The organism is Kouleothrix sp. 19917 (genome assembly GCF_057073505.1).
Map to the genome: position 1 here is coordinate 412,366 of NZ_CP097099.1, position 14,793 is coordinate 427,158.

At 63.7% G+C, this 14,793-nt stretch carries 12 protein-coding genes; 7 read left to right on the top strand and 5 right to left on the bottom strand.

The window, feature by feature from the left end; genetic code table 11:
• Positions 1-106 precede the first annotated feature (106 nt).
• The gene (locus tag M1P90_RS01660) at positions 107-2,542 is read right to left on the bottom strand and encodes a hybrid sensor histidine kinase/response regulator (RefSeq protein ID WP_483700915.1); all 2,436 of its coding nucleotides are present in this window, start codon (positions 2,540-2,542) and stop codon (positions 107-109) included.
• A gap of 286 nt (positions 2,543-2,828) precedes the next feature.
• Between M1P90_RS01660 and M1P90_RS01665 the strand changes: the two genes are divergently transcribed.
• Positions 2,829-4,088, top strand: coding sequence for a S1C family serine protease (locus M1P90_RS01665; RefSeq protein ID WP_483700917.1), 1,260 nt, complete (start codon positions 2,829-2,831; stop codon positions 4,086-4,088).
• 50 nt (positions 4,089-4,138) lie between these two features.
• Here the strand turns inward: M1P90_RS01665 and M1P90_RS01670 are convergent, their stop codons facing one another.
• Positions 4,139-5,227, bottom strand: coding sequence for a hypothetical protein (locus M1P90_RS01670; RefSeq protein ID WP_483700918.1), 1,089 nt, complete (start codon positions 5,225-5,227; stop codon positions 4,139-4,141).
• A gap of 256 nt (positions 5,228-5,483) precedes the next feature.
• On the opposite strand from M1P90_RS01670, the gene M1P90_RS01675 reads away from it, so the two are divergent.
• Positions 5,484-6,380, top strand: a complete 897-nt coding sequence (locus M1P90_RS01675) for a LysR family transcriptional regulator (protein ID WP_483700919.1) — start codon at positions 5,484-5,486, stop codon at positions 6,378-6,380.
• A gap of 207 nt (positions 6,381-6,587) precedes the next feature.
• Here M1P90_RS01675 and M1P90_RS01680 read toward each other — a convergent pair whose 3' ends face one another.
• The 3 genes from M1P90_RS01680 to M1P90_RS01690 are packed head-to-tail and all read right to left on the bottom strand — an operon-like array spanning position 6,588 to position 8,699.
• Positions 6,588-7,538, bottom strand: coding sequence for a ring-cleaving dioxygenase (locus M1P90_RS01680; protein ID WP_483700921.1), 951 nt, complete (start codon positions 7,536-7,538; stop codon positions 6,588-6,590).
• Positions 7,539-7,578: 40 nt separating this feature from the next.
• Positions 7,579-8,199: an alpha/beta hydrolase gene (locus M1P90_RS01685; RefSeq protein ID WP_483700923.1), complete on the bottom strand. Its 621-nt coding sequence runs from the start codon at positions 8,197-8,199 to the stop codon at positions 7,579-7,581.
• Between the two features lie 50 nt (positions 8,200-8,249).
• Positions 8,250-8,699 (bottom strand): MarR family winged helix-turn-helix transcriptional regulator, encoded by a 450-nt coding sequence (locus tag M1P90_RS01690; protein WP_483700924.1) that lies wholly within the window; start codon positions 8,697-8,699, stop codon positions 8,250-8,252.
• Positions 8,700-8,804: 105 nt separating this feature from the next.
• Between M1P90_RS01690 and hisB the strand changes: the two genes are divergently transcribed.
• The 5 genes from hisB to M1P90_RS01715 all read left to right on the top strand — a co-directional run bounded on the left by hisB (position 8,805) and on the right by M1P90_RS01715 (position 14,580).
• The gene (hisB, locus tag M1P90_RS01695; protein WP_483700925.1) at positions 8,805-9,398 is read left to right on the top strand and encodes an imidazoleglycerol-phosphate dehydratase HisB; all 594 of its coding nucleotides are present in this window, start codon (positions 8,805-8,807) and stop codon (positions 9,396-9,398) included.
• A 172-nt stretch (positions 9,399-9,570) separates the two neighbouring features.
• Entirely contained in the window at positions 9,571-10,278 is a 708-nt protein-coding gene (locus M1P90_RS01700) for an aspartate/glutamate racemase family protein (protein WP_483700926.1), read from the top strand.
• A gap of 128 nt (positions 10,279-10,406) precedes the next feature.
• A complete protein-coding gene (plsX, locus tag M1P90_RS01705; RefSeq protein WP_483700927.1) occupies positions 10,407-11,519 on the top strand; it encodes a phosphate acyltransferase PlsX in 1,113 nt (370 codons plus the stop codon).
• A 211-nt stretch (positions 11,520-11,730) separates the two neighbouring features.
• Positions 11,731-12,699 (top strand): aldo/keto reductase, encoded by a 969-nt coding sequence (locus M1P90_RS01710; protein ID WP_483700928.1) that lies wholly within the window; start codon positions 11,731-11,733, stop codon positions 12,697-12,699.
• 615 nt (positions 12,700-13,314) lie between these two features.
• Positions 13,315-14,580 carry an FAD-binding protein gene (locus M1P90_RS01715; RefSeq protein ID WP_483700930.1) on the top strand — a complete coding sequence of 422 codons (1,266 nt, stop codon included), beginning with the start codon at positions 13,315-13,317 and terminating at the stop codon, positions 14,578-14,580.
• The last annotated feature ends 213 nt before the right edge of the window (positions 14,581-14,793 follow it).

Consider the following 14,793-nt stretch of genomic DNA (forward strand, 5'->3'; position numbering starts at 1 on the left):
GAGTTGTCGTAGCTTTTCCGAAAAAAGAAACCCCTGAGCGAGCATAGCAATGCGACAAGCACATCGGCGGGCGGTGGGTGTGCTACACTGAACGATCTGGGTGAGTTTAGCGCTCAATCGGGCGTTGGGCAAGCAGGTTTCGCACCAGCGCTTCAAGGCGATCAATTGCAAACGGCTTCGCTATATAGGGGTTGCCGGTTTGGGCAATGCGGGCTTGCGTTGCGGCGCTCAGCATGTCGCCAGTGACAAAGACGACCCGTGCCGCAAGCTCGGGGCTGTATTGCTTGATTGTCTGGTGAAGTTCAAACCCGCTCATACCGGGCATTTTAACATCGCTCAGCACTAAGTCAAATGGCTCGCGCCGAATGCGTTCAATTGCGGCCGCGCCGCTGTCGACGATCAGCGGGTCGTGCCCAAGCTGGCGCAGCAAACGCGCCAGCAGCCGCGCCACCGGCTCTTCGTCGTCCACCACCAGCACGCGGCAGCGAATGGCTGGCTCGTTGCTCCGGTTCGCGGCATCATCATCGTCCATGTTGGCGTCGCTGGCGCGGGTGCTGACGAGCGGCAGCGCCACCGAGATGGTGGTGCCAATGCCAAGCTCGCTTTCGGCCCAGATCCGCCCGCCGTGCTCGCGCACAATGCCAAAGCAGATCGAAAGGCCCAGGCCAGTGCCTTGCCCAACTGGCTTGGTGGTGTAGAAGGGGTCGAAAATGCGATTGATGTCGCGCTGCGCAATGCCCACGCCCGTGTCGGTGACGGAGAAGACCACGGTGGGGGTGGCGGGTGTGCTGCCATCGCCATTCGGCTCGCTGCCGACAAAGGTGCGCAGGGTGAGCGTGCCTGGGTCGCCGCGCTCGGCAATTGCCTGGTGGGCGTTGTTGATCAGGTTGAGGAAGACCTGCTGAAGCTGGAATGGATCGGCAACGGTGCTGGGCAGGTTCGGGTCGAAGTCGAGCACAACGCTGATATTGTCGACGCGCAGCTGATAGGCGCGCAGGCTCAGGGTGTTGCGCACAACTTCGGTGATGTTAACGGTGCTGCGCTCGGGTTTGTGCTCGCGGGCGAAGACCAGCAGGTTCTGCACAATGCGCGCGGCGCGCTCGGCCTGGACGTTGATGTGCTTGAGGTCGTCGCGAATATCGTCGCGCAGGCCGGTTTCGCGCAGCATGAGCTGGGTGTAGCCCGAAATGCTGGTGAGCGGGTTGTTCAGTTCGTGCGCGACGCCAGCCACCAGCTGCCCAATCGACGAGAGCTTTTCGGAGTGAATAAGCTGCTCTTCCAGGCGGCGGCGCTCGGTCAGGTTACGTGCGATGCAGTGCACACCGCCGGCACGGCCCTGCTCCTGCAGCAGACGGGCGCTCACTTCCAGCACCACAATTTCCTCGTCGCTGCGGCGCAGTTGCAGCTCAAATGGCTGAATGCTATGGCCCATCAGCAGGTCGGCGAAACGGCCTTCGGCGGCGTCCCAGGCCTCGGGCACAGCGATGTCGCGCAGCAAACGACCCACAAGCTGCTGCTCGGCGTAGCCCGTCAGCGTCGTGCCGATTTTGTTGATGCTCTGGATGCGCAGCTGGCGGTCGAGCGTAAAAATTGTGTCGTAGGCATTGGCGAACAGGTCGCGGTAGCGCGCCTCGCTGCTTTTGATCTCGGAGTAGAGGCGGGCATTTTCGATTGCAATCGCCGCGTAGTCGGCCAGTGCCGAGAGCAGGTACTGGTCGTTTTCGCTGAATGTGCGCTCGGACTGCTGGTTGTCGACCGCCAGCACGCCAATGACGTGGTTGCCGACGGTGAGCGGCACCTGCAAAATCGCCCGCACCAGAAAGCCGGTTTTGACCTTCAGGGCGCTGCCGGCGCTGGCTTTGTCGAGCCGGATGGGTTTGCCGCTGCGAATGACCTGCCCGGCCAGCGTATCTTCGATCGGCATGCGCATGCGCTGGGCGCGCTGCTCGCCGAGGTTTTTGGCCGCGCGGAGGTACAGCTCGTCGGCGCTGGGGTCGCGCAGCAGCAGAAAGCCTTCTTCCGCGCGCGTGATATACACCGCTGCTTCGACAATTCGTTCCAGCAGCTCTTCGAGGTCGAGCAGCGCGCTCACCGACTGGCCGATTGAGTACAGCACCGTCAGCTCTTTGACGCGCTGCTGCAGGTTGCGGGTGAGCTGTTCTTTTTCGCGGCGCAGGCGCCGTTCGCGCAGCGCCTGGTCGATCACAGCCTGCGCTTCGGTTTCGCTGAACGGCTTGATCATGTAGTTGCGCGCGCCGAGCCGGAAGGCTTCGACGGCAATGCCCTCGGAGCCGTGCGCCGTCATGAGGATGACAGGCACATCATAGCCTTCCTGGGCGATCAGGCGCAGCAGATCGAGGCCGCTGATGTCGGGCAGCTGCAAATCGAGGAGGATCAGGTCCGGCAAACGCTGGCGTAGCCGCTGAAGGCCCTGGCGACCTGTATTCGCGATTACCGACGTATAGCCAAGCTCTGGCAGGATGTATTCTGCCAGCATCGAACAGATTTGCTGGCTATCGTCGATAATGAGGATTTCTTCCATACAATGTCCGCCGCGCTGATGCCGGGCTGGTGGATGTTTCGCGGTTTTATTATACAGCAGCCGCGCAAGCACGCCAAGCAAAACAGCTTACAAGAAGATTGCGCGGCTGTATTTTCGTGCATTTTCAGGTGCTAACAGCTCATCCGTTTCTCATCACGCCTTCACGCTCGTCTCAAATTATTTTGCGATACTGTTCATCAGCAAGCCTATGGGCGCGCGAAATGCACTGAAACGCGCCCGAATCATTGAAATCAGGCTCGCGACGAGCGACCATCAGGAGGATGCGATGGAACGTCGTACCAAAGTCTTTGTTATAGCAGGGTTGCTGGTGACATTTTTGTTAGGCGCGACGCTTGGCGGTGTCATCGGCGGCGGGGCCGCGTACTACTTCTCGCGGCAGACGGCCAGCAAGCCCACCGCGCAGCTTCAGGCGCAGCCGGTGGCGAACCGGGAAACACCGCAGACCCAGGCGACTGCCGCGCCCGCGCCAACTGCTGGCGCGCTGCCCACCACTCAGCCCGCCACGAGCGATACGGGCGATAATCCGGTGGTGACGGCGGTGAAAGAGGTTTCGCCGGCGGTGGTGACGGTGGTGAACACGCTCAGCGCCGATGCGCAGGGCGGCCAGCAGCAACAGCAGCCCTTCCCAGGCCAGCCCAACCAGCCGAATTCCCAGCCGCGCGCCAGCGGCTCGGGTGTGATTATCAGCAAGGATGGCTATATTGTCACCAATAATCATGTGGTCGAGGGCGCGGCTTCGCTGGCGGTGACCTTTGCCGACGGCACGCGCCACGACGCCACGCTGGTTGGCACCGATCCACTGACCGACCTGGCGATTATTCAGGTGAAAGACGCCGTGCCGGGCTTCGCGCCGCTGGGCAATTCCGACGCGCTCCAGCCGGGCGAGACGGTGATTGCGATTGGCAGCCCGCTGGGCGATTTCAAGAACTCGGTGACCGTGGGCGTGGTCAGCGCGCTGAACCGCACGGTGCCGGGCAGCGGCCAGGAAGGGCTGATCCAGACCGACGCCGCGATCAACCACGGCAATAGCGGCGGCCCGCTGGTGAACCTTCAGGGCCAGGTGGTTGGTATCAACACCCTGGTGGTGCGCGGCAGCGGCACCACCAGCGACCAGGCCGAAGGGCTGGGCTTCTCGGTGCCAAGCAATACCGTGAGCCATGTCGGCAACGAGCTGATTGCAAACGGCAAGGTCGAGTACCCCTACCTGGGCATTAGCTACAGCATGATCGACGCCGATGTGGCCGCGCAGGAAAATCTGCCGGTGCAGAATGGCGCGCTGATCGGGGCGAGCGCCAACAGCCAAGAAGGCGTGGTGAGCGGCACCCCGGCGGCCAAGGCCGGCCTGCGCGATGGCGATATCATCACCGCGCTGGGCGAAACCAAGCTCGACAGCAACACGTCCCTGCGGGCGGCGCTGCTGAAGTACAAGCCGGGCGACACGGTGAAGCTGCAGGTGCTGCGCGGCGGCCAGACGCTTTCGCTGGATGTGACGCTGGCGACGCGGCCGGGTGATCTCGAGCAGTAGCGCAGGCAATTCCCAAACTCAGCGGCGGCTGGCCTCAGGGCTGGCCGCCGTTATTCGTTGGCGGGCGCCAGCGCGGCGCGCAGCTCGGCCGCCACTGCAAACGGGTCGGCGGTGATGCAGCCGGCCGCGAATAATTCCATCGCGCCAACGTCGTTGCGGTTAGTGAGCGGGTTGCCACGGTCGCCAAGGCGCGCAAACACCGGCATGTCGCTCCAGTCTTCGCGGGCGGGCGCGAGCGGCGGCAGCGCAATGGCCACATTGAACGCGCGCACGCCCATGTGCGCGATCAACCCAAGCAGACCGGCCGCCAGTGGGGCGGCGAGCGCTTCGAGCGTGGGCGCGCAGATCAGCAGTTCGCGGTTGCGCAGCGGCGTGAGGTGCGCCACCATCTGCGCACCCTGTGCGGGCAGCGCCAGGCCCAGCGCTTCGTGCAGCGCCGCCAGGTCGTCGAAGTAGGGCGCGCCCGCTGCGACGCGATAGATTGCTGCTGCGCGCCGCCAGCCTTCGATTTTGGCGAAATGCATGCCGCGCGTGAGTGCCAGCTGCATATGCCCGTGCATCAGCGTCGCGCCGCTTTTCGGCAGGCAATTCCACGTAATCAGCGGGTAGATCGCGGCCGGGTCGCAGGCGTGGGCGGCCGCAAACCAGCGCCCGGCCACGTCGAGGAAATCGGCAATCTCGGCCGCGCCGGGGTGCAGCGGGTGCGGGTCGTCGAAGATCACCAGGCCGTGCCAGCCGTCGTACTTCGCCACGTTCGAGGCGGTGATGCAGCTGCGCCCACGAATGCGGCCAAAGACATCGGCAGTGGTTGCGCGCTCGGGGTCGGCAAACATATCGTGCGCGGCCAGCTCCTGCGCGATCCAGCGCTCGATGGTGGCATCATCACCGCCGCCAGCATTCGGGCGGCGCGCGCGCACCGGGTTGAATAAGGCCGATTCGAGGGTAAGATGGTTGGTTATCTTGATGATCGTCTGCTCGCGCACTAGCGCGGCGTCGCCAAACTGCTGAGCGACCCAGGCTTTCATGTCTGGCGGCACAACTGCGCGCCCAACCATGGCGTCAATACGGTAGATGCGCCGGCAGGTTTCGCGCAGGGCGGCGGGCAGGGCTGCGGCATGCTCGGTGATGGTTTCGATCATACAGGGGTTTTTTCAGCGGCGGCTCGTGGGCGCTATTGTCGCACAGAGCCTGGCAAAAGGCAACGCGCTTGCGCCGGGCGCTGTTCTCCTTTAGCATGATCCAGATCAAACACGTTCGCTAACTTACACCGCGAAGAACGTTTACCACCAAGACACCAAGGCACCAAGGCTTCAGAAAGAACAAAACTTGGTGACTTGGTGTCTTGGTGGTTATTTAAAGGGCGCTAGTCTAGATCAGCTTTGATATAGGATTGCTATGGAACTCAGGCACCTGATTTATTTCGAGGCAGTGGCGCGGCACCAGCACGTTTCGCGCGCGGCCGCCGAGCTGTCGGTGGCGCAGCCAGCCGTGAGCCGGCAGATTCACGATCTCGAAAAAGAGCTGGGCGGCATCGCGCTGTTCGAGCGCGTGGGGCGCAACGTGCGCCTGACCGAGGCGGGCCATGCGCTGCTGGAGCATGTCCGCATCATTCTGGCGCAGCTTGAAGCGGCGCGCTTCGAGATACGCGAGCGTGTGGGCTTGCAGAGCGGACAAACCTCAATCGGCGCGCCGCCCAGCGTGGGCGTGCAGCTGCTGCCGCCGCTGCTGGCCGCCTTCAACCGGCGCTACCCTGGCCTGCAGCTTGTGCTGCGTGAGGGTGGCACCCAGACCATGCTGGGCCTGCTGGAGACCGGCGATGTCGATCTGGCGGTGGTGACGCTGCCGGTGGCGCGGCGCGGCCTGCGCGTGACGACGCTCTTTACTGAGGAACTGGTGATTGTTGTGGCCCCAGGCCACCTGCTAGCCGGGCGCAGCAGCGTGGCAATGACCGAGCTGGCCGATCAGTCGTTTTTGCTGTACCCGCGCGGCTATGGCATGCGCGACAAGACGCTGGAGGCGTGCCGGGTGGCGGGCTTCACGCCGCAGATAGTGCTGGATGGCGGCGAGATGGATATGGTGCTGCGCATGGCTGAGCTGGGCCTGGGCATTGCGCTGATGCCACGTCTGGCGCTGCACGAAAACACGCGCCTGGCGGCGCTGCGCGTCAGCGATCAGCAGCTCGAACGTACAATGGCGCTGGTGTCGCGTGAGGATCAGGCGCTGGCACCGGCGGCGCGCGCCCTGCGCGATTTCCTTGAGCAGGAGCTGGCGGCGGGCGGCGGGCGTAACTAGGTTTGAGTTTTGAGTGTTGAATGCTAAGTTTGCAGGTTGCAGGTTGAAAGTTGCTGGCGGGGCGTATCGCATACGCAGGCATGTTGTCAGGGCCTATGCGATACGCCCGTTCGTTGGGCTGGCAGGACTTGGGCTGGCAGGGCTTGGGCTGGCAGGGCTTGGGCTGGCAGGGTGAATTGCATACGCCCCGCCAGCTAGCCCACGGCGCTAGTCGATTGGCTTGAGGTTGGCGACGATCTCGGCGCGGCGCGGCTCGAGGAACGGCGCCAGCACGACTTTCTCGCCCAGCGTGGCCTCGTCCTCATCCACCGCGAAACCCGGCCCGTCCGAGGCGATCTCGAACAGGATGCCGTTGGGTTCGCGGAAATACAGGCTGCGGAACCAGTAGCGGTCGACTTTGCCGCTGTTCGGGATGCGCAGCGTCTGCAAGCGCTCGGCCCAGGCGTCGTACTCCTCGAAGGTAGGCGTGCGGAACGCGACATGGTGCACGCCACCCGCGCCCGGCTGTGCCGGCGGCAGGCCCGGCTGCTCGGCCACATGCAGCTCGGCGGCCGGCCCACCCGCGCCCATCTCGTAGACGTAGACAGTGTGCTTGGCGTTGTCGGGGTGGGCGTACTCGCGCACCAGCCGCATGTTCATGGCCTGCTGCAAAATCGTGTCGGTCGATTTCAGGCGCGGCACGCTCAGCATGATTGGGCCAAGCCCGCGAATCTGCTGCGCCGCCGGCACCGGGCTGCGATCCCACGGGAACGACTCGCCCGCACCGCCGTCGTCCACCAGCGTCAGCCGCTGGCCCTCCGGGTCTTCGAGATCGAGCACCAGCCGGCCGTCGCGCTCAGTCACGTCGCTTGCGGTGACGCCGCGCTCGCGCAGGTGGCCGGCCCACCATTCCAGCGTGTCGCGCCCGCTCACGCGCAGGTTCGTGCGAATGATCGAGTTAGAGCCGCGCCGCTCGCGGGGCACCGGCCAGTCGAAAAAGGTCAGGTCGGTGCCGGGGTTGCCCTTGGCGTCGGCGTAGAACAGGTGGTAGGCGCTCACGTCGTCCTGGTTCACGCTGCGCTTGACCAGGCGCATGCCCATGGTCTGCGTGTAAAAGTGGTGGTTATCGCGAATCCGGGCCGACACAGCGGTCAGGTGGTGAATACCGGTAAGGTTCATGGTTTTCCTCCAGGAAAATAGAGAAGGCTTGCGCCGTCGGTTATTTGTTGATCCAGTCGACCGCCGCGTACACTTCGGCCTGTGTGAGCGAGTGACCGCCCGGCTGCCAGTAGAGCGTCACATCCGCGCCAGCGGTGCGCAGCAGCTCGGCCAGCTGCTCGGTGCCCTCAGGCGTGATCAGCGGGTCGCGCCGGCCGGCCGCCATAAACACCGGCACGCCATCCAGCGCGGGCAGCGGCTCGGGCACAATCGGCACCATGGCGTGGAACAGCGCCGCGCCGGCCAGCACACCCGGCCGCAGCAGCAGCAGGCTGGCCGCAATATTCGCGCCGTTTGAGAAGCCCGCCGCAATCACGCGCTTCGGGTCGAAGCCGTAGGCCGCGCTGGCCTCCGCGACAAAGGCAGCCAGATCGTCGGTGCGGCGGCGCAGGTCGTCCAGGTCGAACACGCCTTCGGCCAGGCGGCGGAAAAAGCGCGGCATGCCGTTTTCCAGCACCTGCCCGCGCGGGCTGAGCAGCGCGGCCTGCGGGTGCAGCGCCTGCCCCAGGCCCAGCAGGTCGTGCTCGTTGCCGCCGGTGCCGTGCAGCAGCAGCAGCGTGGGCGCGTCGGCGGCGCGCGCCGGGATGAACTGGTGGGTGAACGCAAGCGTCTTGCTGTCCATGGTTGGGTCTCCTGATTTCGTTTAGTGCTAAACTTCACAGCCAAAAAATATCACTCAGGCAGGCTCTGGTCGAGCTTGCGCAGCAGCCGCAGCAACTCGGCCTGCTCGTCGTCGCTGAGTGGCGCGAGCAAGCTGGCGATCATCGCTTCCTGCTGCGGCACGACCTCCTGAAAGAGCGCCTGCCCGCGCTCGGTGAGCGAAAGACAGTTGGTGCGTCCTTCCTGCCGGCGCGCCACCAGTCCGTCGTGCTCCATTTTGCTGAGCAGTTGCGAGATGTTGCCTTTGGTGACGAGCAGCGCAGACGCAAGTTCTTGCTGGGTCATGTTGCTGGCCGCGCCAACTTTGGCAAGCACATCGAACTGCGCAGTGTTCAGGCTGTGTGTGCGGAAAAAGCGCTCCGACGCCGTATCGATCTTTTGAAACACCCGCGCGAGCCGGATCCATGCGAACACGGCGGGCTGGCGGATGCGTGGGATGCTGGTTTGGCTTGCTTGTTTCATAGCGATAGTTTAGCACTAAACATTCTGTTTGTCAAGGGGTGCTGCGCGCCGCGCCAGAGGTGGTACAATGGCGCGGCACTCAGGAATTTCAATTGGGAGAAACGCGTGAGCGAGCGAACCGCGACGATTCACCGCCGCACCGGCGAGACGGATGTGGCCCTGACGCTGGTGCTTGACGGCACTGGCCGCGCCGAGGTTGCCACCGGCATCGGCTTTCTCGACCATATGCTGACGCTGTTTGCGAAGCATGGGTTATTCGACATAACGGTGCAGGCGCAGGGCGATCTGCATATCGACGAACACCACACCGCCGAGGATGTGTGCATTTGCCTCGGCCAGGCGCTCGACGGGGCGCTTGGCGAGCGGCGCGGCATTGTGCGCACCGCCCACAGCTACGTGCCAATGGACGAGGCGCTGGGCTTTGTGGCGGTCGATCTGGGCGGGCGGCCCTACGCCGTCTTCGACGCCGACTTCGTGACGCCGCGTGTGGGCCAGCTTGGTACCGACCTGATCGCGCACCTGTTCGAGAGCATTGCGACGCATGGCCGCCTGAACCTCCACGCCCGCGTGCTGTATGGCCGCAACGATCACCACAAGGTCGAGGCGCTGTTCAAGGCGTTTGGGCGTGCGCTCGACGCTGCCACGCGCATCGACGAGCGGGCGGGCGGCGCGGTGCCAAGCACCAAAGGCACGCTGTAGCGCCGAGGCGACGAATGACCAGGGACGAAGGACGAACGTGGGTAGAGGACGGCTAACCACGGAGGCAGGAAGACACGAAGATTTATAGGATCACCGCACAGTGCCGAGTTAAAGCTGGAATAGAACGAGATTTTTCCACAGATTACACAGTTGGGCGCAGCAAAGGAATTCGATGCGAACGATTGGCTTACTCGGCGGTATGAGCTGGGAGTCTTCCAGCGAGTATTACCGCCTGATCAACCAGCACATCCAGCAGCGCCTTGGCGGCCTGCACTCGGCACAGTGCGTGATGTACTCGGTTGACTTTGCGCAGGTCGAGGAACTCCAGCACCGTGGCGCGTGGGAAGAAGCTGGTGCCCTGCTCGCTGACGCCGCCCAGCGCCTTGAGCGTGCTGGCGCTGATATTGTGGTGCTGTGTACCAATACCATGCACAAGGTTGCCCCAGCGATTGAAGCCGCCATCGCCATTCCGCTGCTCCACATTGCCGATCCAACCGCCCACGCGATCACACGCGAGGGTATTCGGGTCGTTGGCCTGCTGGGCACGCGCTTTACGATGGAGCAGGAGTTCTACAAAGGGCGCCTGGTCGCGCAGCATGGCCTGGACGTGCTTGTTCCTCCGGCAGATCAGCAAGCCATTGTTCACCGGATTATCTACGAGGAGCTGTGCCTGGGGCGGATCGTTCCCGAGTCACGAGAAGCCTATCGCGCGATCATGGCGGAACTGGTTGAAGCCGGTGCGCAAGGGATTATTCTGGGCTGCACAGAAATAGGCTTGCTGGTGCAGGAGCACGATACCACCGTGCCGGTATTTGATACGACAAAGCTCCACGCCGAAGCCGCAGTCGACTTTGCGCTTGGCGAGCATGCAAAAAAATAAAGCCACAGAGAACACCGAGATCACCGAGCTGAAAACCAGAACTCAGTGGCCGTTCGACTGAGCTCTCGACAAAGCCTCTGTGCGCTCTGTGGCTCAATCGATCTTTGTTAGATCAGGAGTGAAACGCTGTGCGGATCGTGCTTGATGCGGCGGGCGGCGACCACGCGCCGGCCGAGCCAGTGGCGGCTGCGGTGCGCGCCGCGCGCGAGCTGGGCTGCGAGATTGTGCTGCTCGGCCCCGCGCCGGCCATTCGCGCCGAGCTGGCCCGCCATTCTTCCGCCGGCCTGCGGCTGACCGTTTTCGACGCGCCGGAAGTGATTGCGATGGACGAGCACCCCGCTCAGGCGGTGCGCCGCAAGCCGCATTCGCCGCACGCCGTCGGGCTGCGCATGGTGCGCGACGGCGAGGCCGACGCATTTGTGTCGGCCGGGCACAGCGGCGCGACTATGGCCGCGGCCACGCTCATCCTCGGGCGCGTGCGCGGCATCGAGCGGCCGGCGCTGGCGATCCAGTTCCCGTCGCGCGAGCGCATGTTCCTGCTGCTCGACATTGGCGCGACCACCGACTGCAAGCCCGAGTACCTGTTTCAGTTTGCGCAGATGGGCAGCCTGTATGCCGAGCGCGGCCTGGGCATTGCGAACCCGCGCGTGGCGCTGCTCGCCAACGGCGAAGAAGCGACCAAGGGCGACCGGCTGGTGCAGGATGCCCACCAGCTTCTGCGCGGCAGCACGCTCAACTTCGTGGGCAACGCCGAGCCGAAAGACGCGCTGATCGCGGGCGTGTGCGATGTGCTGGTGTGCGACGGCTTTGTGGGCAACATGTTTATCAAGCAGGCGCAAGCGGTTGTGAAATTAGCGCTGACTCTGATTGCAGACGAAACGCGCCGCGACTGGCCGCGCCGGCTGTTGCCAGGGCTTGCGCCAGTGGGGGCACTCTTGGCGCTTGGCAGTGGCGCAACCCGCTGGGGTGGCGTGCTGGGGCTGCTCAGCGCGGTGCCGCTGCTGGGCAGCCTGTTCACCCAGCCAGTATTGCGCGTGCGCCGCAAAGCCGATTATCGCTTCTATGGCGGCGGGCCGCTGCTGGGCGTAAAAGGCGTGGCAATCGTCGCGCACGGCAAATCCGACGCCGAGGCGATTGCCGCCGCCATTCGCCAGGCGCACGAAGCCGTCGAGCGCGGCGCAGTGACGGGCATTGCCGAACTGCTGGGCCAGCCCGCCGCCGAGGCCGCAACGCCTGTGTGAGCGGGCAAACGTGTAACACAATGTCAAGAGGGATGTTCTGAAATGAACCACCAAGACACCAAGACACCAAGGTTTAGAATGCTCTTCTTGGTGTCTTGGTGTCTTGGTGGTTAACGTAAAAAGTTGCTCGGTAATGCACTAGGTGCGAACCTTGTGTTCGCCCAACGACAACATAGGCGAATTTGTATTCGCCCATAGAACGGAGCCATTGATGGAGTACGTTTCATTTGGCACAACCGGCGCGCAGCTTTCGCGGCTGTGCCTGGGCACGATGATGTTTGGCGGGCGCACCGACAAGGCCGAGGCCGACCGCATTCTGGGCAGCGCAATCGAGCAGGGCGTGAACTTCATCGACACTGCGGCGATGTACTGCGACGGCCTGACCGAGACGATCCTGGGCGAGATCTGTCAGGGCCGGCGCGACAAAATATTCGTTGCTACCAAAGTCCACAAGGGCGTCGACGCCGCCAGCATCACGTCCAGCATCGACGAAAGCCTGGCGCGCTTGCGTATGGATCACGTCGATCTCTACCTGATTCACTGGCCGCGCCAGGGCATGCAGCCCGAGGCGATGATGCGCGCGCTGAACGAGGTGGTGCAGGCCGGCAAGGCGCGCTTTGTGGGCTGCTGCAACTACCCGGCCTGGCTGTTCGCGCACTCGAATGCGATTGCCGAGCGCAACGGCTGGGCCAAGCTCGTTTCGAACCAGCTGCCCTACAACCTGATCGAGCGCGGCATCGAGGTAGAAATTCTGCCGCAGGCGCTGGCCGAAACCGTTGCGATCACGATCTACCGCCCGCTGCTGATCGGCATTCTGGCGGGCAAATACCAGCCCGGCGCGGCGCTCACCACCGATTCGCGTGGCGAGTCGGATGCGCGCATTCCCGCGTGGCTGGAGCGCTACGGCGCGGCGCTGGCCGGCTTCAACGATTTTGCGGCCAGCCACGGCGTGCACCCGGCCCATGTCGCGCTGGCGTGGCTGCTCCACTCGCCCGGCGTCACCTCGGTGATTGGCGGGGTCAGCCGCCTCGACCAGCTCCAGCCGCAGATCGACGCGTGCTCGTTTACGCTCACCGACGACGAGTACGCACAGCTGTCGGCGCTGTTCGATAGTGCGGTGAAGGAAGAATCCGGTGGCGCGTTCCCCGGCCTGCGGCGCGAGCTGCAATTGCTTGGATGACGGCTGGAAGATTTACCACTTATAGCGTCCTGAGTGCGCGAAGCGCGTATCGAAGGGCGCGACGACCGGAAATTCACCACGGAGGCACGGAGGGTTTGGGATAGTTGCAGGTTTGCAGGTTACAAGTTACAGGTTTGAAGATTGGCAGGCTCAATCCCAAAACCCCAGACCCTAAACCTTTGCGCGGTTGCAGGTTACAAGTTGCAGGTTTGAAGATTGGCAGGCTCAATCCCAAAACCCCAGACCCTAAACCCTTGCGCGGTTGCAGGTTACAAGTTGCAGGTTTGAAGATTGGCAGGCTCAATCCCAAAACCCCAGACCCTAAACCCTTGCGCGGTTGCAGGTTACAAGTTGCAGGTTGGCAGGCTCAATCCCAAAACCCCAGACCCTAAACCTTTGCGCGGTTGCAGGTTACAAGTTGCAGGTTTGAAGATTGGCAGGCTCAATCCCAAAACCCCAGACCCTAAACCCTTGCGCGGTTGCAGGTTACAAGTTGCAGGTTTGAAGATTGGCAGGCTCAATCCCAAAACCCCAGACCCTAAACCCTTGTTCGTCTGTGGTCTGTGGCCGTTCGTCCTCGGTCCTTCGTCCTTCGTTCGCATAAGGAGCACAACGATGAGTGCACAAGAACGCAACTGGGCGGGCAACCTGACGTACAGCGCCGCCCGCATCCACCGCCCAACGACGGTCGCGGAAGTGCAGGCACTTGTTCGCCGCAGCAGCAAACTGCGCGCGCTTGGCTCGCGCCATTCCTTCAACACCATCGCCGACACACCCGAGGATTTGGTATCACTGGAAGGGCTGAGCCGCATTGTGGCGCTCGACCGCGAGCGCGGCACGGTGACGGTCGAGGCGGGCATCAAGTACGGCCACCTCGGCACATACCTGCACGCCGAGGGCTTTGCGCTGCACAACCTGGCCTCGCTGCCGCATATCTCGGTGGCGGGAGCGTGCGCCACCGCGACGCACGGCTCGGGCGACCGCAACGGCAACCTGGCGACGGCCGTGACCGCGCTGGAGTTTGTTGCTGCCGATGGCGAGCTGGTGCGCCTTTCGCGCGAAGCCGACGGCGACGCCTTTCTGGGCGCGGTGGTGCATCTGGGCGCGCTGGGCGTCATCACGCAGATGACGCTGGCGATTGAGCCAACCTACACCGTGCAGCAGGATGTGTATGTCGACCTGCCGGTGGAGCAGCTGGAAGCCAACTACGAGGCGATCGAGTCGGATGCGTACAGCGTGAGCCTGTTCACCAACTGGCAGGGCGACGCGGTTGGCGAAATCTGGCTGAAGCGCCGCCTGCCCGACGGCGTGGCGCGCGCAATGGCACCCGAGTTCTTCGGAGCCATGCTGGCCGCCAACGCGCTCCACCCCATTCCCGCGCTCTCTGCCGCAAACTGCACCATCCAGGGCGGCGAGCCCGGCCCCTGGCACGAGCGCCTGCCACACTTCCGCATGGACTTCACGCCCAGCAGCGGCGACGAAATCCAGACCGAGTATTTCGTGCCGCGCCCGCACGCCGTCGCCGCGATGCGCGCCATCACCGCCATTCGCGATCAGCTCGCGCCGGTGCTGATGATCTCCGAGGTGCGCACGATCGCCGCCGACGAGCTGTGGATGAGCCCGTGCTACCAGCAGGAGTGCGTGGCGCTGCATTTCACATGGCACCCGAACGCGGCGGGCGTGCAGGCGGTGCTGCCCACGCTCGAAGCGCAGCTTGCGCCGTTCGAGCCGCGCCCGCACTGGGGCAAGGTGTTTGCCATGCCCGCCGCGCAGGTGCAGGCCCGCTACCCGCGCCTGGGCGATTTCCGCGCGCTCCTTGAGCGCTACGACCCCGTGGGCAAGTTCCGCAATGCGTTTATCGAGACGTATATTTTTGGCTGAGCGCAGGAGATGATTCACCGCAAAGAACGCAAAGGGTTTACAGGTTGCAGGTTAGCAGGTTGCAGGTTAGCGGGTTGAAGGTTGCATGTTGGCAGGCTGGCAAGCCGGGGCGTATCGCATACGCCTTGGCGGGTTGAAGGTTAGCGGGTTGAAGGTTGCATGTTGGCAGGCTGGCAAGCCGGGGCGTATCGCATACGCCTTGGCGAGTTGCAG

Bases quoted from the DNA above. Each gene is read 5' to 3' on its own strand.
- M1P90_RS01690 (WP_483700924.1), bottom strand. From the start codon at position 8,699: ATGAAACAAGCAAGCCAAACCAGCATCCCACGCATCCGCCAGCCCGCC.
- M1P90_RS01710 (WP_483700928.1), top strand. From the start codon at position 11,731: ATGGAGTACGTTTCATTTGGCACAACCGGCGCGCAGCTTTCGCGGCTG.
- M1P90_RS01700 (WP_483700926.1), top strand. From the start codon at position 9,571: ATGCGAACGATTGGCTTACTCGGCGGTATGAGCTGGGAGTCTTCCAGC.
- M1P90_RS01670 (WP_483700918.1), bottom strand. From the start codon at position 5,227: ATGATCGAAACCATCACCGAGCATGCCGCAGCCCTGCCCGCCGCCCTG.
- M1P90_RS01680 (WP_483700921.1), bottom strand. From the start codon at position 7,538: ATGAACCTTACCGGTATTCACCACCTGACCGCTGTGTCGGCCCGGATT.
- M1P90_RS01685 (WP_483700923.1), bottom strand. From the start codon at position 8,199: ATGGACAGCAAGACGCTTGCGTTCACCCACCAGTTCATCCCGGCGCGC.
- M1P90_RS01675 (WP_483700919.1), top strand. From the start codon at position 5,484: ATGGAACTCAGGCACCTGATTTATTTCGAGGCAGTGGCGCGGCACCAG.
- M1P90_RS01715 (WP_483700930.1), top strand. From the start codon at position 13,315: ATGAGTGCACAAGAACGCAACTGGGCGGGCAACCTGACGTACAGCGCC.
- M1P90_RS01660 (WP_483700915.1), bottom strand. From the start codon at position 2,542: ATGGAAGAAATCCTCATTATCGACGATAGCCAGCAAATCTGTTCGATG.
- M1P90_RS01665 (WP_483700917.1), top strand. From the start codon at position 2,829: ATGGAACGTCGTACCAAAGTCTTTGTTATAGCAGGGTTGCTGGTGACA.